Source organism: Zhengella sedimenti (assembly GCF_046506625.1).
Lineage (GTDB): Bacteria > Pseudomonadota > Alphaproteobacteria > Rhizobiales > Rhizobiaceae > Zhengella > Zhengella sedimenti.
Map to the genome: position 1 here is coordinate 195,262 of NZ_JBKFFP010000001.1, position 16,194 is coordinate 211,455.

Consider the following 16,194-nt stretch of genomic DNA (forward strand, 5'->3'; position numbering starts at 1 on the left):
TGCCCATGTATCGCCCGGCGGGCGTCTTGCCAATTCCAAACAGCCGGGCGGCTCATCGCGGGTCACGGCGTTGACCGGCGCAGGGCATCACGATTTGTTCAGGATTTCGCGCCAGCATCGGGCAATCGCGATGGTTAAACAGGGCAGTCCATGCGCATGTCCGGCAGAGACGACCGGCATTTGTCCGCTCACGATGCCGTGCTGACGGATCCGTTGACGGGGCTCGGCAACCGCCGGCGCTTTTCGCACAAGATCGCGCGGCTGATCGAGGACAGGCGGAACGATCCGGCCCCCTTCGCCATCTGTATTGTCGATCTGGACGGCTTCAAGCCGGTCAACGACCTTTTCGGCCGTGTCGCGGGCGACAACATTCTCATGCAGGTGGCGCTGCGCCTGCGCAACGCAGTCGACGAGGGCGCCTCGGTGGCGCGGATCGGCGGCGACGCCTTCGCCATCCTCTATCCATGGGTCTTCACCGAAAAGGCCGCGCGCGACCATGGCGAGATGCTGCTGGAAGTGATTTCGGCGCCCTACGACCTTGGGGACCGGACAGCGCGGCTGGGCGCCTCCATCGGCGGCGCGCTCTTCTACAACGGCGAGGACGATGCGGACGCGCTGCTGGAAAAGGCGGAAACGGCGCTGCGTCACGCCAAGAACTCCGGCCAAGCGACAGCCACCATCTACAGCGCCGCAATGGAGGAGGAAGCCCGCCGGGCGATGCTGATCGAGCAGGCGCTGCGCCGCGCGGTTCCGGCCGGGGAGGTCGAACCCCACTTCCAGCCCATCGTGGACCTGAAGACACGCCAGACCGTCGGTTTCGAATGCCTTGCGCGGTGGACCGATCGCGATGCCGGACCGGTCCCTCCCTCGGATTTCATTCCGATCGCCGAGGAGCGCGGCATCATCGGCGCGCTGTCACAGTTGCTGCTGCGCAAGGCCACACAAGCCGCGCAGGACTGGCCGGATCACCTTTTCCTCTCCTTCAACCTGTCGCCGTCGCAACTCGTCGATCCCAATACCGGCCTGACGATCCTCGCCATCCTTCACCAGACCGGATTCGATCCGCGGCGGCTGGACGTCGAGATCACAGAAACCGGCGTCATGACCAATCCCGCAGCGGCCAGGACGGTCATCGCGGATCTCCGCCGGGCCGGCATCCGTGTCGCGCTCGACGACTTCGGCACCGGCCAGTCGTCGCTGGGCCGGTTGCGCGAATTCCAGTTCGACAAGCTGAAGATCGACCGCGCGTTCATTTCAGGCGTCCTGCACGACCGGCCCTGCAGCCACATCGTCAAGGCCATTCTCGCCATGTGCGAGGGGCTTGGCATGGACGCCGTGGCCGAGGGCGTGGAGGAGGAGGCACAGGCGCAGGTGCTGCTCGATTTCGGGTGCACAGGCGGACAGGGCTACCTGTTCGGCAGGCCCTGCGACGCCCGGTCGACGCTGGTGCGCCTTCGCGATGCCTTCCCGCACACTGTCCACTCCGATCCGGCCGCGGCGAACGGGCCAGGCAAGGGCTGACGGTTCAGCCGTTCACCAGGCAGACCTTGGTGTGGCCGCGCGAGATGAACCCCAGCTTGCCGGCGGCCGCCCTGGAAAGGTCGATCACGCGGCCCTTCACGAAGGGTCCGCGATCATTGATGCGCACGATCACCGAGCGGCCATTGCGCTGGTTGGTGACCTTGACACGTGTGCCGAAGGGCAAGGTCCGATGTGCCGCGGTCATCGCCGCCGGGTTCATGCGCTCGCCCGAGGCGGTGCGCGAGGTGAGCGCGTACCAGGATGCGCTGCCGCATTGCGCCGCCGCCGTTTGCGCGGCCAGGGGCGTGATGGCCACGGCCAGCGCAGCGGCGAGAATGGTGTGCTTTTTCATGATCTACCCGCATTTTCTCTTGTAGTGCCGGCGCGGGTAGGAACGAAACGGGGCGAGAGCGTGGCAGGGGCCGGCGGCGCCGTTCACTTGGAATGAACGGCTGAAACATCCCCGCGGCACAGGAAAGCGTCATTCGTCGAGACTGACGGCGTCCGGACTGACGCCCAGCCCTTCGAGATGGCCCTTGACGGCCTCCATCATGGGCGGCGGGCCGCAGAGGTAGAATTCCTGGCCGAGGTTGCCACCCGTGACCCGCGACAGCAGGGAGGCATCGACCATGCCATGGTGCATGCCCGACTTGCTTTCCTCCGACAGGACATGCACGACCTGAAGGCCCGGCATCTTTTCCAGTTCATCGCGGCAGATGATGTCCTGTTCCGTCTTGTTGGCGAAGATCAGCGTATTGCCAGCCAGTTCATTGCGGGCCTTGAGATCGCGCAGGAGCGCAAGGAAAGGCGTGATCCCGGCGCCACCGGCGATGAAGACCCCCGGACCCTTGTAGCGGAAGGTCTCGAAGGGCTCGGCGATGCGGACGGTTTCACCGACAAGCAGTTCGTGCAGCCGGCATGTCACGCCGTCATGGTCGGGATAGCGCTTGATGGTGAATTCCAGCGTGTCCTCGCCGGGCAGCGAGGTCATGGTGAAGGGCCGCGTCTCATCGCGCCATCCCTCCCGGTCAAGCGCCAGTTCTGTCGCATCGCCAGGCTCATAGGCAAAGCCATCGGGACGCTCGATCCGGAACCGGTGAACGTCGCGTGTCAGCGGTTCGATCGCACGTATCTCAACCTTTTGCATCCGTCATCTCCTTCGGTTTCGCTGGATCAAACGGTTCCCGCGCCGCGTGGTTCCGGGCGCGGAAGACTTCAACGAAAGAGAAATCGGCATGGCCCGGGAACAAGGCGCGCCATCGTTCATTGACAGTGCGTCGACAGAACGCCGCGCGGCGCAAACGATTTTCGAAGCCGATTTGCACCGCGCGGCCATATGCCACCCGGACATACAGAGGAATTATAACATGCTTAACAAGCTCTTTACCACCACTGCCATGGTCGCGCTCATGACAACGGGCGTCCTTGCGGCCGAACAGAATGCGGCCAAGGACATGAACCATGCCGGCCAGCCGGTGTTCTCGCAGGAGGCCGCACAGGACCTGACCTCGGAGACCGGCTATTTCGAAGCGGCCGCGAGCCAGATCCTCGCGTCCAACCTGCTTGGCGCGACGGTCTATGTGAAGGCGTCCGGCGAGCGCGGCGCGGCGATGGACGGACAGTCCGGCTACGGCACGGACAACACGACCGCCAAGCAGGATCGCGTCGAGGGCGAACAGGCCGCCGGCATGACCGACAGCAACGAATCCGAACGCGCCGAAAACCAGGCTGCCGGCATGGCGGATGGCGAGCGCAAGGCCGAAAACCTTGAAGGCAACGAGGCCGCCACCGGCCAGGCCGCGCGCCAGATGGCGATGATGGACAATCTCGATTCCGTCGGTGACGTCAATGACGTCGTGATGGGCCGTGGCGGACAGGCCGAGGCGGTCGTGATCGGCGTCGGCGGCTTTCTCGGCATCGGCGAGAAGAATGTCGCGGTCGATTTCAGCAAGCTGAGCTGGGTCGAGCGGAACGGCGAACGCTGGCTGACGATCTCGGCGACGCGCGAGGAACTGGAAGCGGCTCCGGCCTTCGACACCGAAACGCTTACCGCTGAGCGCGACACCGATCGCGACGACAGGCAGCAGGTTTCGGACGCTTCCGGTGAAGCGATGGATGAGAATGCCCGCCAGGATCGCACTGCGTCCGGCGAGCAGATGAACCAGACGGACGACCGGGAACAGATGGCCGCAACGGATGACGGCGACGTCGATCGCGAAACCACCGCTGCCGTCGACCGCGAAGGCTGGACGCAGACCCAGCAGGGCGAAATGAGCGCCGAAAACCTGCTTGGCACCTCCGTCTATGGTGCGAATGACGAGGATCTCGGCGAGATCGGTGACGTCATCGTGACGGCTGACGGTGAAGTCGAGGCCTACGTGATCGACGTCGGCGGTTTCCTGGGCATCGGCGAGAAGCCGGTCGCGCTCGATGCGAGCGAACTCCAGGTCATGCAGAACGGCAATGGCGAGTATCGCATCTTCACCCAGTTCACCCAGGAACAGCTGGAGCAGCAGTCGGCCTATGACGAGGCCAGCTATGCCAGCAACAGGGACCAGATGCTGCTGCGCTAAGGCGCAGAGCCTTGTGAACCTGGAAACCGGCCGCCCCGCGCGGCCGGTTTTTCATTGCGCGTTTCGCGACTGGAACCTCACCGGGTCGCGCGCGTTCTTCCCCAGACCGAAACGAAAGGAGACACACAGATGGCAACCGCCACCCAACGCGCCTCTTCCACTTCCGACAAGAGCAACGGCAAGGTGACCGCATCCGACATCGAGGCACAGATCAGCCAGCTCAAGGGCGACATTTCCAACCTGGCCCGCACGATCGGCGACTTCGGAGCGGAAAAGGCCGGAGAAGCGCGCTCGAACGCGGCTGCACGCGCTGACGATGCCGTGCTGGCATCGCGGGAGGTCCTGGCGAATGCGCGCGGCGAACTCGACCGGCTGGAAGCCATGATGCGCAACGAAGTGCGCCGCAAGCCGATCCAGACGATCGGAATTGCCGCCGGCATCGGATTCCTGGCCGCCCTGCTGATGCGCCGCTGATCTCGATGCTGAGATTACTGCCCCTCGCCTTCTCGCTGATGTCCAGCGACCTGGAGGCAGCCGTGGCGCGGCGCAAGCGCAATGGCATGCTTGTTGCCGCGGCCGTATTCCTCCTCGTCAGCGCCTGGGCGCTCCTCTTGACCGCCGCGGTTGCCTGGACCGCGCAGGCCTACGGATTGCCAGCCGCCGCCGGCGCAGCCGCGGCGCTGCTGGCCGCCTTGGCCCTGTGCGTGATGGCCGTGCTGTCGTTCCTCAAGTGGCGCGACCGCAAACAGGCCGAGAAGGACAGTCCGGGTACGCGGATCGCCGCCTATGCCGCGCTCGGCGCCGCGCCGCTGTTGCAGCGAAAGGCCGGGCTTCTGGGTCTAGGGCTTGCCGTCGCGCTGGCCTTCGCGGCCAGCCAGATGGCCTCGACGGATGCAGGCGACGATTGAAGCCGGAGACCGCCAAGAGAAAGGAAAACGTCATGAACCGTCCCCTTGAGCCGAAGGAAGCACGACAAGGCGAACGGGGCAGACCCGTACTCGTCATCCTCGCGGCCGGGCTGCTCATAGCCATGATCGCCTGGGCCGGTGTCGCGATCTACGGCGAATCCATCGATAGCGCCGTCGACCAGCAGGTCGAAACGACAACCGGCGCAAGCTGATCACCGCCCGCTCCATCCCAAGCGAAATCCAAGGAGAACCAGACCATGTCCAACGTCACCGCCGTCCTGAAACCGGAAGCCCACGCCGAGAAGATCGATATCGGGCTCGATGCCGCCTACCGGAAGGAAATGGCAGGCCTGCTGACCGGTATCCTGGAGGATACCTACCGGATGACGGTCAAGAGCCATATCTATCACTGGAACGTCGTCGGCCCGCTGTTCAAGCCGCTGCACGAACTGACCGAGGATCACTACGAAGCCCTGTTCGCGGCGGCCGACACGATCGCCGAGCGGATTCGCGCGCTCGGCCACCTAGCGCCGGTCTCGCTGGCTGAAACCTCGCAATTCGCGCCTTCGGAGAAGGCTGTCGATCACGCCAGCGCCAAGTCGATGGTCGAAGACCTGATCGACACGCATGAGAAAGCCGTGAAATCGATGCGGAAAGCGGCAGGCAAGGCCGGCGATGCCGGTGACGTCGTCACCGAGGACATGCTCACCGAACGGCTGACCTTCCATGAGAAGGCGCTGTGGATGCTGCGCGCCATCGTCGCCGACTGATTGACGCCACGGATCCGACAGGCCTGGCCTGCCGGCCTGAAGAAAGGAAAAGCCCCCGGACGCGCCGTCCGGGGGCTTTTTTCGTGACAAGCGCCCTTGCACCCTCTGCCCGACGGGCAGCGACCGGGCCTTCAGGCCCCGAGCCGGGACGGCCGGGCGTGCAGGCCGGCATCTGTCGCAGCCGTTTCTTCAGTGGCCTTTGGACGGTCGCCCTGCAAATGCAGCACGCGCAGGGCCTTGCGTTCGATCCGGATCTCGACACGCCGTTCCAGGTCGACGATCTCGCCGTCGATGAGCGCCTTGGCGCCCGGCTTGTGGCCGGGAAATTCGAGCTTCACCTCGGCGGCCGTCGCCTTTTCCAGATCGGGATTCGCGTCCCAGCTTCCCAGCGTCAGGTCGGCGGCAAGCTGCAAGCCTGCGGCAGGCGCCAGCGGACGCGCGGCATAGAGGCCCAGGGCGCCGGAATCGAAGGTATCGGGATAGGGCAGGTGGCCGGTCCCATGCGGATTCGCCGAGACGGCGAGCAGGCTGAGACGACGCCGCACGGCCTCGCCGTCCGTGGTGATCACGGCGCGAAAGGAGGGCGGTTGCATGAGTGGCGACAAGGCCGCGCGGGCGCTGGCCAATATCTTTCCCAGCCGGGAGCCGGCATATTCGCGCCGTTCCCGTTCCATCACCATGCGCGGCTGCATGCCCACGGAATACTGGTGAATGAAGGCGCGGCCATTGGCCGTGGCGATGTCGGCGCGGGCTTCCGGCGCATTTGCGAGCGCCTGGACGGCCTCTTCGAGGTCGAGCGGAATACCCAGTGTGCGCGCAAAGAAGTTCATTGTTCCGGCGGGCAGGATGCCGAGCGCCTTGCCCTCCTGCCAGCACACAGCGGCGGAGGCCGAGACGGTGCCGTCGCCGCCGCCGGCCACGATGCAGTCGATGTCGTCGCGGCCCGCCTGGCGGCGCAGGGTTTCAACCAGGTTCGCGCCATCGGTGACATGGCACTCCAGGCTGCGGCCCGCACCGGCGAACGCCTCGCCCAGATCGGCGCAGAGGCGCTCGACATCGACGGACCGGATCGTTCCGCCTTCCCTGTTCAGTATGGCTGCAACGCGCATGGGCCGGTCCTCAGATAAAGGGGCGCCGGCGCGTTTCGTCCGGCGTCCATGCCGCGATCCGCTCAAGGCCGGCACGGTCGGACACGACACATCCATGGTCGGTCCAGCGTATCATCTGCCGGCGGGCGAGCTTGCGGAGCGTCTTGTTGGTGTGAACAAGGGAAAGGCCGAGCGTATCGGCGAAATGCTGCTGGGTCACGGGAAGGCGCTGCCCGTTCGGCCCGTCCGCGCCGGTGACACGGCTGCGATGATCCAGAAAGACAAGCAAGTAGGCGGCGCGCTCCAGCGCCGAACGGCGGCCGACGGAGAGCAGATGCTCGTCGAGGATGCGCTCCTCCTGCGCCGCGATCCAGGTGATGTCGAAGGCAAGTTCGGGATGACGCTCGTAAAGTTGCGACAGGCGGCTGCGCTCGAAGACGCACAGGCGCACATCCGTCAAGGCTTCGACGGTGTGCTGCATCTCGCCCATGAGACTGCCCTGGAGGCCGATCAGGTCGCCGGGCATGACATAATTGAGGATCTGGCGCCGCCCGTCGGGCAGAAGCTTGTAGCGGAAGGCGATGCCATCCAGGACCGTGAAGAGATGGGCGCTGTGGGCTCCCTCGACCAGGATCGTGGCGCCCTTGTCGACCGCGAGTTCGCCCATCTTGAAACCGGCCACGAAGTCGAGTTCGCGTCCGGAAAATTCGCGATAGCAGGAATTGGCGCGCAGCGGACAGTGCGCGCAATCGGTCTTTCCACGCTGAACGGTGATCCTGTCAGTCATCCGGCCTCCAGACACACCGCAACGCATGGCAACAACGGAGGTTCCGCAGCGCGAAGCGTGGGCATGTCATAGTTAAATGACCCGTGGCGGAAAAAGTTCATGCTGGACTTTTCCCGGAAGGAATCATCCATGTCCGAACAAGAAGGCCTCCGGCTACTCATCATCGAGCCCGAACCGCTGATCGCCATCGATATCGAACGCATCATCGGCGACGCCTACGCCTGCACAGCGACCATCGCCACCGACCTGGCCAAGGCCGCTTCGGACACCTGGGACCTAGTGATCTGCGATTGCCCGGACCTGTCGGCCGACTACATCGAACACCTCTCCGCCTCCATTCCGAAAGACGCCGCGGTGATCCTCGTGAGTGCATCGGACACTGTCGTCCAGTCCGAGGCGCCATGGCCCCGGGTCGGAAAACCCTTTGCCAACAGTTGCCTTCTTAGCGCGGTCCGCAGGGCGCTGGCCGCGGCATCGGGCAAGGACGAGGCGGCCGAAACCACCTGATCCGGGCCGGATGCCCATCATCATCCTGCGAAGGCACGCTTGGTGACGGTTGCCGAAATCTCGTCAGGTCCGTAGTCACCCTCGCCGCTGACGGACAGCAGTTCGGCGAGGCGGTTGCGGGCGCGATTGACGCGGCTCTTGATCGTGCCGATGGCGCAGCCGCAAATCTCGGCGGCCTCCTCATAGGCGAAACCGGACGCACCGACGAGGATGATCGCTTCACGCTGGTCGGCGGGCAGTTTGTCGAGCGCGGCCCTGAAATCCTGCAGGTCGAGCGCGCCATACTGCGCCGGGTGTACCGACATGCGCTCGGTGAAGAGGCCGTCGGAATCCTGGATCTCGCGGCCGCGCTTGCGCATCTGGCTGTAGAATTCGTTGCGAAGGATGGTGAAGAGCCAGGCGTTCATGTTGGAGCCGGGCTGGAACAGGTGCTGTTTCGACCAGGCCTTCATGATCGTTTCCTGCACGAGGTCGTCGGCCTTGTCGTGCTTGCCCGTCAGCGACACCGCGAAGGCGCGCAGGTTCGGCAACGCGGCCAGCATGGAACGCTTGAAGGCGCGATCGTCAGCAGCAGATGTCCTGTCCGTTCCGGAAGGTTCAATCACGGGCATTCTCCGCAGATGTTTCCCGGCGCGTCTCATCCTGCCTGTCCACGGCATCAAGCCGTTCCAGCAGATCGAGAAAACGGTCGGGGATCGCCTCTTCCCTGACGGAATCGTAATAATCGCGCAGCCGGCGCGACACGGCATCGCCCGCAGCCCTTGCTGACGGCGAACCTTTTGAATTCTTTTTGCTATTCACGGGAAACCTTTCCATCCTGCCCGACACGATCATGTTCAAAAATGCATGCCGGACAAAAAAGTTCCAATGGAGGCGGAACTTTTTTGCCGTTCGCGCGTCGTGACCGTTACCGTAACGTCCAACCGGACATGGGGAGATTTTCTAGCATGTCATTGTCCACCCGTATTGCAGCCCACCTGCCTTACCTCAGGCGCTACGCACGCGCGGTCACAGGATCCCAGACATCCGGTGATGCTTATGTCGCCGCCGCGCTCGAAGCGCTGATCGCCGACCTGTCGCTGTTCCCGGCGGCGAGTTCGGACCGGGTCTCCCTCTTCAAACTCTTCACGCGGCTGTTGCGTTCCACGAATATCGAGATCCCCGAACCCGATTCGCCCTTCGCCTGGGAAAAGCGCGCCGCGGCAAACCTGGCCAAGGTGCGGCCCGTTGCGCGCCAGGCCTTCCTGCTGACATCGGTTGAGTCGTTCTCGCCGGCCGAAGCCGCCGAAATCCTCGATCTCGACAACGCCGCGCTGGAAGCCCACCTGGAAGAGGCGGCCGAAGACATTTCCCGCCAGGTGGCAACCGACATCATGATCATCGAGGACGAGCCCCTCATCGCCATGGACATCGAGGCGCTGGTGGAAGAACTCGGCCACACGGCGACGGGCGTGGCCCGCACGCACAGCGAAGCCGTCACCCTGTTCAAAAGGACGAACCCGAAAATGGTGCTGGCGGATATCCAGCTTGCCGACGGCAGTTCCGGCATCGACGCGGTCAACGACATTCTCAAGACGGCGCAGGTGCCGGTCATCTTCATCACCGCGTTTCCCGAACGCCTGTTGACCGGCGAACGGCCGGAACCGGCCTTCCTGGTCACCAAGCCGTTCAACCCGCAAATGGTCAAGGCGCTGATCAGCCAGGCCCTGTTCTTCAACGAGGCGGTGGCGGAAAACGCGGCGTGAGCGGCCTTTCGGCGGGAACCAAGCAGCGCAAGGCACGTTTATCGGCATATCGATCAACAGGAGATACCCGATGCTTTACTACGCGCTGATCTTTCTCGTCGTGGCCATCATCGCCGGGGTTCTGGGCTTCGGCGGCATTGCCGGTGCCTCGGCATGGATCGCCCAGGTCCTGTTCTTCATTTTCCTGGCCGCACTGGTCATCTCGCTGATCGCCGGCTTCTTCCGCCGTGCATGACATTGGTGACCCATTTCCGACCGAACTGACAGGCGCCCGGACAGGGCGCCTGTTCCCGTTTCCGAAGTAACGTGCAGAACGTCGACATGCCGCATCGCCTGACCTGGGAAAGCAAGGACAGCAAAGGCAACGCCTTTCGCGATTTCATCGTGCGGGCGCTGAACCAGTCCTATGTCGGCGCGACGCTGCAATCGCTGGACGGGCGCTACATCTATATCGCGAACCTGCCCGATTGCTGGCACGTGAACCCGGAGACGGAACCGCACGAGGCCGTGGTTTTCGGCGACAGGCTGGGCGGGACGCTCAGCGAAATCCGCGGGAGGGTAAAGCAGAACGGTGATGCGGAAAGCCTGCTGACATCCGGGCCGGACGAGCGCCGTTTCGAATTCATCGTCACGCGGACCGGCACAGGCCCCGAAACGATGATCCACACGACCATCATCGAACTGACCGAAGAGCATCGCCGCGAGCAAATGCTCAGGGCGTTGCTGCGCGAGGTCAGCCACAGGTCGAAAAACCTGCTGGCGATCATCCTCAGCATCGTGTCGCAGACGGCGCGGGGCGCCTCCACCCTCTCAACTTTCCTGCCGGTGTTCCGCGGACGCATCTATTCCCTCGCCCAGTCGCAGGATCTGGTTACCGATTCAAGCTGGCGGGGCGCCCAGTTTCGCGAACTCGTAAGGGCGCAGGCGGCGAAGTATCTCGATGAGGCTGAGGCGGTGCTGACCGTGACAGGAGCCGATCCGCTGCTTTCGCCGAACGAGGCGCTGCATGTCGGCCTGGCGTTGCATGAACTGCTGGTCGACGCCCTTGCAGCGGCGGCCGCGCTCGGCATGCGTCCCGACATCCGGGTCGACTGCGCGGCCAGCGATACGGAACCGCGGCAGATCGACATCACATGGAGCCATACCGCCAACGGCCCGGACTTCATTTCCGAAGCCGGGCAGGCCGACGCCTTTGCCAGCGTGGTCCTCGACCGGATCACGCCGGTCGCCGTCCAGGGAACCGGAAAGATCGAGCGGCACGATGACCTGTTCGTCTACAGGCTTTCCTTTGCGCAGGCGCCGCAAGCCTGACAGGCGTTCACCGCGAGACAAAAAGCCTGCCCTTTGTTTCCTGACCGATCCGGAACCGGAGGCACGGTTCGCGAATTTGGCTTCCGAAAGGAGGCAACATGAGCGATCACGACAAGGATCACGAGAGCAGGAGTTCGGAACAACGGCCTCCCCTTTCCAACGGGTGGGTCTTCGCCCTGTCCATGACCGCGGCCCTTGCGACGGGCGCGTGGCTCATCCTCTCGGAAGCGCCGGGCGGGGCAGAGGCCGTGTTTCCGTTTTCGGCTCCTGCCGGCATCCAGTCCGATTGAACAAAAAAACCCCCGGTCCAGCCGGGGGTTTTTCGTTTTCAAGCGAAGGCAAGCGGCCATCACTGGCGCGCGAGGAAATCGTCGATCTCGCGCTCGGCCTCTTCCTGGCCCTTGCCGTAGCGCTCCTGGATCTTACCGGCGAGTTGCTTGCGGTTGCCGGCGATGACGTCGAGATCGTCACCCGTGAGCTTGCCCCAGTTCTTCTGGAGGTTTCCCTTCATCTGTTCCCAATTGCCTTCGATCTGGTTCCAGTTCATCGCGTTTCTCCTTTTTCATGAAAAGCTGTCGTGCGGCCATGCCGCGGGGGCTATTGGCAAACGGCGATACCCGGCCATCGGTTCCCTGTTCCGCCTCAGGCATCATGAAATCGCGTGGCGGGAACCGGTCACCCCGTTGCGGCGTTTTCACTGCAACAACGAGAGACCGGAGCCATGGAACATCTTGCCGCCCTCATGCTGATCATCGCCTGTGGCAACACGCCGGAAAGCTGCGACGTGCACCCGTCACCCGTCACCGGATACGAATCCATGCAGGCCTGCCGGCAGGCGATCGGCCCGGTCCTGGGCTCGGCAGGCCGGCGCGACGGCCTGCTGGTCGCCCGGTGCCTGGAAGTCGATCCGGCGGACGAGCGGGAAAAGGAGATCGTCTGGGACGTCACGAAAGATGGCGGCTTGCAGGCTTCCGTCCGGGCGGTCGAGGATGCCCCGTCGATGATTGCGCAAGCCGGTGGCGCCCATGGCGGTCGCGCTCTGCGCTGAACAACGGGTGCGCAGCCACGGCGGTGCACCATGCAAGCAGAAACAAAAGGGCAAACTGAAACAAGCCTCTTTCCAGCATGCCCAAAAAAAGCATACTGACCGTATTCCTTTTCCCCGAGAGACAGGCCAGTTGCAGCGATACGTCCCCGCCTTCGTCTTTGTCCTCGTCGGCTTGATCGGATTTGTGATCACGGCGGCGGTATACCGTACCGAAAGCGAGGCGGCGCAGGCCCGGTTCGAACTCGTCGCCGATGAAGCGGCCGGACGCATCGAGGAGCGCGTCCACCAGCACATCGCGCTGCTGGTGGCGACGGCATCCCACTACCGCGCCGTCGACGGGCAATTGACCCGGCCTGCGTTCGCGGCCTTCGTCGCCGGCCTCGACCTCGACAACCGGTTCGAGGGCATTCAGGGCATCGGCTTTTCCAAGATCCTGCAACCGGGCGAGGATGGCGAGGCGCGCAAGGCCCTGCAGGAGGCTTATGGGATCGACCGGGCGGTCTGGCCGGAAGGCACGGAAGCCGTGCGCACGGCGATCCTGCTTCTCGAACCGATGAACGACCGGAACCGCGCCGCGCTCGGCTTCGACATGTTCTCGGCGCAAGACCGGAAAGAGGCGATGTGGCGCGCGCTGCAGACCGGCGAGGTGTCAGCCACACCGCCGGTCACGCTTGTCCAGGAAATTACCACGATCAAGCAGGCAGGCTTCCTGGTTTACCTGCCGGTTTCGGAACCCGGCGGCAACGTGCCGGCCGGTTTCATATACGCGCCGTTCCGGGCCGGCGACCTGCACAGGGCCGCGTTGAAGGGACGTCCGCTGCCGGTGGAACTGACGACCCGTGACATCAACGCGCCGCCCGGAAGCCAGGCGCTCTACACCTCCGGGGGGTACACCGAATCGGGCAATTCCGTTTCCTGGCGCGCGGTTCGCGAATTCGACATTGCAGGCCGGCGCTGGGAAGTGAGGCTCCACGAGACGCCGGAATTCGCCGGCGCCTATCCCGGCATATACACGCTCCTGACCGGGCTCATCACGTTCCTGCTTGCCACGGCGCTGGCCGCAGCGACGCGCTGGCAACAGCAATCGGTGGCCAATGCGGAAGCCCTTGCCGACCTGTCGCAAAGCGCATCGGCGGAAAAGGATCTCCTGCTCAAGGAGATGAAGCACCGGATCAAGAATTCCATCGCCCGCATCCAGGCCATGGCCCGGCAGACGGCGGCCGCAAGCGAGGACATCCAGGCGTTCTCCGAGAGCTTTTCGGCACGGCTGCAATCCATGGCCAATGCGCAGGACCTGCTGACGCGCGCCAGCGGCAGCGGAGCCGAACTGAAGGAACTCATCGGTACCGAACTGCAGCAGATCTACGGCACGCAATTGGACGACACGCGGATGGAGGGGCCCGCGGTCTGGCTCGATGCCCGCCAGACGCAGGCGCTTGCCCTGACCGTCCATGAACTGGCCACGAATTCGCTGAAATACGGAGCCGGGTCACATCCGGACGGCAAACTCGACATCCAATGGTCCGTCACGGACACGCCGCGCCGTCCCCTGACGCTCACCTGGAGTGAAACGTTTCCGGCCGCCCAACCGCCGGACGAACCGGACCGTCGCGGTTTCGGCTCCCGCCTGATCGACGCCAACATCCGTGGCGAGCTGCGCGGCACTATCGAGCGCGACTACCACGAAAACGGCCTCACCATCGGGATCGAAATTCCCCTGCGGCCGGACAAGGCCTGAGGAACAGATTGCCGCGCCGCGCGTTTTTCGGGGTAATCCGGAGAAAACAGCCATGCGCCACCTTCCACCCGGACGCGGCGCCCGGCTGGCCCCGCAGACCGGATCGGCCAACCAGTTCATCGAGATCGCGGCCCGTTTCGCCGCCATTACCGTCGGCCTGCTGGCGCTCACGGTGATCGTCGAGCGCGGCCAGGTGCTGATCGCGCCGGTGACGCTGGCGCTTGTCATCGGGCTGATGTTCGGACCGCTTGCGGACCGGATCGAGCGGGCCGGCGTTCCGGCTCCCATTTCCGCCGCGACCATCGTCCTCGTCTTCCTTTCGCTCATTTCCGCCGTGATCGCGACCATCGTGATCCCGCTGACGGCATGGACCGAACGGCTGCCCGTGATCTGGGCGCGGGTCCAGTCCATCCTGGCCGACTGGAAGGATCTCATGACGACCATGGACAGCATGAGCGCCAGCCTCCAGAACGCGCTTGGCCAGGAGGGCAATGCCGCAGAGGTCAAGGTCGACGACGGTTCGGCGGTCGAGAACGTGGCGTGGCTCGCCCCGGCGATCGCAACCCAGATCGTGCTCTTCCTGGCGAGCCTCTATTTCTTCATGGCGACGCGCCACCAGCTTCGCAGCTCGGTGCTCGGCCTGTGCTTCGACCGCCGCCTTCGCTGGCGCATTGCCCATGTCTTTCGCGACGTGGAAGCGCTGGTATCGCGCTACCTGATCTCGATCACGGCAATCAACATCGCCATGGGCGCCTGCGTCAGCGTGGCCATGGCGCTTCTCGGTGTGCCCTCGCCGCTGCTCTGGGGCATGCTGGCCGGCTTGCTGAACTATGCCATCTATGTCGGGCCGGCGATCATGGCGGTCATCATGCTGGGTGTCGGCCTGGCCACAGGCTCCTCCACATCCGGTTACCTGGCACCCATGCTGGCCTACCTGGCGGTCAACATGACGGAAGCGCAATTCGTGACGCCGCATGTCCTGGGACGGACGCTCACGCTCAACCCGCTCATCGTGCTTCTCGCGCTGGCCTTCTGGATCTGGGTGTGGGGACCGGTCGGCGGGTTCGTCGCCGTGCCCCTGATGCTCATCGCGGCGGCCGCCATCCGGCATGTCTCGCCGGCGAACCACCGCCGCTTCGCGCTGGAAACGAACGCGGAAAAAAACTGACGCCGCGCGCGGAACAATCTGCCCGTCCACGGCATTCTATGGGCGTGACAGGCTCCGGATACCCCCTCCCCGCACCAAGGCCGTCACTCAAGTCCGCTTCTCCTGCCCCCCCGGAAGCGGATTCAAGAGGGAAGCGCCATCTGCCCGCGGCGCTTCCCTCTTCTTCATCAAATCCCTGCCCCGGCACTGCGGCCGCCGCCTCCGTCCTGACCGGACGCGAGGGGCGGCCGTCTGGCCGACGCGGTCAAGCGACGGAACCGCCCGACGCGGCTCCGGCATTTGCGATGTCTGGAGGAAATTTGGTGGAGCCAAGCGGGATCGAACCGCTGACCTCCTGCATGCCATGCAGGCGCTCTCCCAGCTGAGCTATGGCCCCACGGGGAACCGGCAACCGGTTCCGGGAAGGAGGCGGAGCCTTGCGCTCCGCTTCGGTGTCGGGCTTCTATCCAAGCCCCGCGGCAAGATCAAGTGTCTTTTGCACCTGTGCCGGTTTTTTTGGGAAACGCGGCGAGACCGGCGCCGCGTTTCGCGAAGGTCATTCGTCGTCGTCGCTGTTCACGCCGCCGATGATGCCGGTAACGTCGTCATCGTCATCCTCGTCCTCGTCGTCGCCGAGGAACGGATCGTCGTCGTCATCGCCCAGGTCGATATCGTCATCGTCGTCGTCGTCATCGTCGACGTCAACCTTCTCGGTGACCGGACCCTTGGCGCCACCGGTGGAATCATCCTCGTCCGCATCCTCGAGGGAAACGATCTCGGTCTCGGCTTCCTCGTCGTCCAGTTCCTTCTCGTCGGCGACGTCCTCTTCCTCTTCCTTGATGGAGGAGACATTGTCCTGGAAATAGGACAGCGGATAGGAAACGCCGGTATAGGGGGAAACGACCGGATCCTTGTTCAGGTCGTAGAATTTGCGGCCCGTCTCGGGACAGACCCGCTTGGTGCCAAGTTCAGGTTTCGCCACGGCTCGTCCTCATCTTTTGGGGGCGGGCGCTCGACCGCCGGATTCGCGGCAAGCCCTGCCGGGCCCTCG

At 64.3% G+C, this 16,194-nt stretch carries 22 protein-coding genes and 1 tRNA gene; 14 read left to right on the top strand and 9 right to left on the bottom strand.

Translation table 11 applies throughout. The annotated features are described in order from the left end of the window. The first annotated feature begins 150 nt into the window (after positions 1-150). Entirely contained in the window at positions 151-1,521 is a 1,371-nt protein-coding gene (locus ACLB6G_RS00970) for a putative bifunctional diguanylate cyclase/phosphodiesterase (protein ID WP_410354238.1), read from the top strand. Between the two features lie 4 nt (positions 1,522-1,525). On the opposite strand, the gene ACLB6G_RS00975 is transcribed toward ACLB6G_RS00970, so the two are convergent. Together ACLB6G_RS00975 and ACLB6G_RS00980 are read right to left on the bottom strand one after the other, a co-directional pair. Continuing rightward, complete coding sequence (locus ACLB6G_RS00975) at positions 1,526-1,873, bottom strand: septal ring lytic transglycosylase RlpA family protein (protein WP_410354239.1); 348 nt, start codon at positions 1,871-1,873, stop codon at positions 1,526-1,528. A gap of 129 nt (positions 1,874-2,002) precedes the next feature. After that, positions 2,003-2,668, bottom strand: coding sequence for a ferredoxin reductase domain-containing protein (locus ACLB6G_RS00980; RefSeq protein WP_410354240.1), 666 nt, complete (start codon positions 2,666-2,668; stop codon positions 2,003-2,005). Positions 2,669-2,888: 220 nt separating this feature from the next. On the opposite strand from ACLB6G_RS00980, the gene ACLB6G_RS00985 reads away from it, so the two are divergent. The 5 genes from ACLB6G_RS00985 to ACLB6G_RS01005 all read left to right on the top strand — a co-directional run bounded on the left by ACLB6G_RS00985 (position 2,889) and on the right by ACLB6G_RS01005 (position 5,772). Continuing rightward, positions 2,889-4,094 carry a PRC-barrel domain-containing protein gene (locus ACLB6G_RS00985; protein WP_410354241.1) on the top strand — a complete coding sequence of 402 codons (1,206 nt, stop codon included), beginning with the start codon at positions 2,889-2,891 and terminating at the stop codon, positions 4,092-4,094. A gap of 129 nt (positions 4,095-4,223) precedes the next feature. Further along, positions 4,224-4,568, top strand: a complete 345-nt coding sequence (locus tag ACLB6G_RS00990; protein WP_410354242.1) for a DUF883 family protein — start codon at positions 4,224-4,226, stop codon at positions 4,566-4,568. A gap of 5 nt (positions 4,569-4,573) precedes the next feature. Next, positions 4,574-5,002, top strand: coding sequence for a hypothetical protein (locus tag ACLB6G_RS00995; RefSeq protein WP_410354243.1), 429 nt, complete (start codon positions 4,574-4,576; stop codon positions 5,000-5,002). 32 nt (positions 5,003-5,034) lie between these two features. Further along, positions 5,035-5,214 carry a hypothetical protein gene (locus ACLB6G_RS01000; protein WP_410354244.1) on the top strand — a complete coding sequence of 60 codons (180 nt, stop codon included), beginning with the start codon at positions 5,035-5,037 and terminating at the stop codon, positions 5,212-5,214. Positions 5,215-5,259: 45 nt separating this feature from the next. Next, positions 5,260-5,772, top strand: a complete 513-nt coding sequence (locus ACLB6G_RS01005; RefSeq protein WP_410354245.1) for a Dps family protein — start codon at positions 5,260-5,262, stop codon at positions 5,770-5,772. 131 nt (positions 5,773-5,903) lie between these two features. Here ACLB6G_RS01005 and ACLB6G_RS01010 read toward each other — a convergent pair whose 3' ends face one another. Further along, entirely contained in the window at positions 5,904-6,881 is a 978-nt protein-coding gene (locus tag ACLB6G_RS01010) for a diacylglycerol/lipid kinase family protein (RefSeq protein WP_410354246.1), read from the bottom strand. A 10-nt stretch (positions 6,882-6,891) separates the two neighbouring features. Next, positions 6,892-7,647 carry a Crp/Fnr family transcriptional regulator gene (locus ACLB6G_RS01015; RefSeq protein ID WP_410354247.1) on the bottom strand — a complete coding sequence of 252 codons (756 nt, stop codon included), beginning with the start codon at positions 7,645-7,647 and terminating at the stop codon, positions 6,892-6,894. 129 nt (positions 7,648-7,776) lie between these two features. Between ACLB6G_RS01015 and ACLB6G_RS01020 the strand changes: the two genes are divergently transcribed. Beyond that, entirely contained in the window at positions 7,777-8,154 is a 378-nt protein-coding gene (locus tag ACLB6G_RS01020; RefSeq protein WP_410354248.1) for a response regulator, read from the top strand. A 20-nt stretch (positions 8,155-8,174) separates the two neighbouring features. Here the strand turns inward: ACLB6G_RS01020 and ACLB6G_RS01025 are convergent, their stop codons facing one another. Together ACLB6G_RS01025 and ACLB6G_RS01030 are read right to left on the bottom strand one after the other, a co-directional pair. Beyond that, a complete protein-coding gene (locus tag ACLB6G_RS01025) occupies positions 8,175-8,756 on the bottom strand; it encodes an RNA polymerase sigma factor (protein WP_410355140.1) in 582 nt (193 codons plus the stop codon). Further along, positions 8,752-8,988, bottom strand: a complete 237-nt coding sequence (locus ACLB6G_RS01030) for a NepR family anti-sigma factor (RefSeq protein ID WP_410355141.1) — start codon at positions 8,986-8,988, stop codon at positions 8,752-8,754. Before ACLB6G_RS01030 ends, ACLB6G_RS01025 begins: the two co-directional genes overlap by 5 nt. A gap of 113 nt (positions 8,989-9,101) precedes the next feature. Here ACLB6G_RS01030 and ACLB6G_RS01035 point away from each other — a divergent pair, with 113 nt between their 5' ends. The 4 genes from ACLB6G_RS01035 (at position 9,102) to ACLB6G_RS01050 (ending at position 11,500) form a co-directional block, all read left to right on the top strand. After that, entirely contained in the window at positions 9,102-9,899 is a 798-nt protein-coding gene (locus ACLB6G_RS01035; protein WP_410354249.1) for a response regulator, read from the top strand. 70 nt (positions 9,900-9,969) lie between these two features. Continuing rightward, positions 9,970-10,134, top strand: a complete 165-nt coding sequence (locus ACLB6G_RS01040) for a DUF1328 domain-containing protein (RefSeq protein ID WP_371274630.1) — start codon at positions 9,970-9,972, stop codon at positions 10,132-10,134. Positions 10,135-10,220: 86 nt separating this feature from the next. Then, complete coding sequence (locus ACLB6G_RS01045; RefSeq protein WP_410354250.1) at positions 10,221-11,210, top strand: HWE histidine kinase domain-containing protein; 990 nt, start codon at positions 10,221-10,223, stop codon at positions 11,208-11,210. Positions 11,211-11,308: 98 nt separating this feature from the next. After that, complete coding sequence (locus ACLB6G_RS01050; protein WP_410354251.1) at positions 11,309-11,500, top strand: hypothetical protein; 192 nt, start codon at positions 11,309-11,311, stop codon at positions 11,498-11,500. A 59-nt stretch (positions 11,501-11,559) separates the two neighbouring features. Here ACLB6G_RS01050 and ACLB6G_RS01055 read toward each other — a convergent pair whose 3' ends face one another. Next, positions 11,560-11,757, bottom strand: a complete 198-nt coding sequence (locus tag ACLB6G_RS01055; protein ID WP_410354252.1) for a CsbD family protein — start codon at positions 11,755-11,757, stop codon at positions 11,560-11,562. 174 nt (positions 11,758-11,931) lie between these two features. Here ACLB6G_RS01055 and ACLB6G_RS01060 point away from each other — a divergent pair, with 174 nt between their 5' ends. The 3 genes from ACLB6G_RS01060 (at position 11,932) to ACLB6G_RS01070 (ending at position 15,164) form a co-directional block, all read left to right on the top strand. Further along, positions 11,932-12,258, top strand: a complete 327-nt coding sequence (locus ACLB6G_RS01060) for a hypothetical protein (RefSeq protein ID WP_410354253.1) — start codon at positions 11,932-11,934, stop codon at positions 12,256-12,258. A gap of 130 nt (positions 12,259-12,388) precedes the next feature. Further along, positions 12,389-13,996, top strand: coding sequence for a CHASE domain-containing protein (locus ACLB6G_RS01065; RefSeq protein ID WP_410354254.1), 1,608 nt, complete (start codon positions 12,389-12,391; stop codon positions 13,994-13,996). Positions 13,997-14,048: 52 nt separating this feature from the next. Beyond that, on the top strand, positions 14,049-15,164 hold the full coding sequence (locus ACLB6G_RS01070; protein WP_410354255.1) for an AI-2E family transporter: 1,116 nt from the start codon (positions 14,049-14,051) through the stop codon (positions 15,162-15,164). A 300-nt stretch (positions 15,165-15,464) separates the two neighbouring features. Here the strand turns inward: ACLB6G_RS01070 and ACLB6G_RS01075 are convergent. Continuing rightward, positions 15,465-15,540: transfer RNA gene (locus ACLB6G_RS01075), tRNA-Ala, on the bottom strand. A 159-nt stretch (positions 15,541-15,699) separates the two neighbouring features. Continuing rightward, positions 15,700-16,125, bottom strand: a complete 426-nt coding sequence (locus tag ACLB6G_RS01080; protein ID WP_410354256.1) for a TIGR02300 family protein — start codon at positions 16,123-16,125, stop codon at positions 15,700-15,702. Between the last annotated feature and the right edge of the window lie 69 nt (positions 16,126-16,194).